Below are 523 nucleotides of genomic sequence, written 5' to 3'. Positions count from 1 at the left end.
GTTGTCACGGTGTTCGGTGCGGCGAAGCCGCACTGCGCTTATATCTTTGCCAATCGACGGGCCAACCGAATGAAAGTGCTGGTGCACGACGGGATTGGTATCTGGCTGGCGGCACGCCGGTTGAACCAAGGCAAATTCCACTGGCCAGGCATTCGACAAGGTAGCGAGTTGGAACTGGATGACGAGCAACTTCAGGCCCTGATACTTGGTCTGCCTTGGCAGCGCGTTGGCGCGGGCGGTGCAATAACGATCCTTTAAAAGGCTATAATTAACGTCTGAGCCTGCTGCCGCAGGCGGTCTGCTTTGGTAAAATCCACGGCATGACTTCCTTGCCCAACCTCGACCAAATGACCCCCGACCAACTGCGCGTTCTCGCTGCGCAGTTGCTGTCGAAGGTCGACACCATGGGCAGAAAGAGCCACCACGATGACACCATCATCGAGCAGTTGACCCACGAGATCGCACTCCTCAAGCGGCACCGGTTTGCCAAGCGCAGCGAGCAGATCAGTCCTGAGCAAGGCAG

At 57.6% G+C, this 523-nt stretch carries 2 protein-coding genes; both read left to right on the top strand.

Annotation, left to right across the window (positions count from 1 at the left end):
* Positions 1 to 258 (top strand): IS66 family insertion sequence element accessory protein TnpB (tnpB, locus tag KDX37_RS29365; protein ID WP_231656657.1); only part of this gene is annotated, 258 nt, incomplete at its 5' end.
* Between the two features lie 62 nt (positions 259 to 320).
* Positions 321 to 523, top strand: a 203-nt coding sequence (locus KDX37_RS29360) for a transposase (RefSeq protein ID WP_231656656.1), incomplete at its 3' end; no start/stop codon positions are given.

Source organism: Pseudomonas californiensis, from assembly GCF_021147775.1.
In the GTDB taxonomy this organism is placed as follows: domain Bacteria; phylum Pseudomonadota; class Gammaproteobacteria; order Pseudomonadales; family Pseudomonadaceae; genus Aquipseudomonas; species Aquipseudomonas californiensis.
The sequence above is the reverse complement of the archived record's forward strand: the minus strand, read 5'-3'. Positions and strand labels throughout refer to the sequence as shown.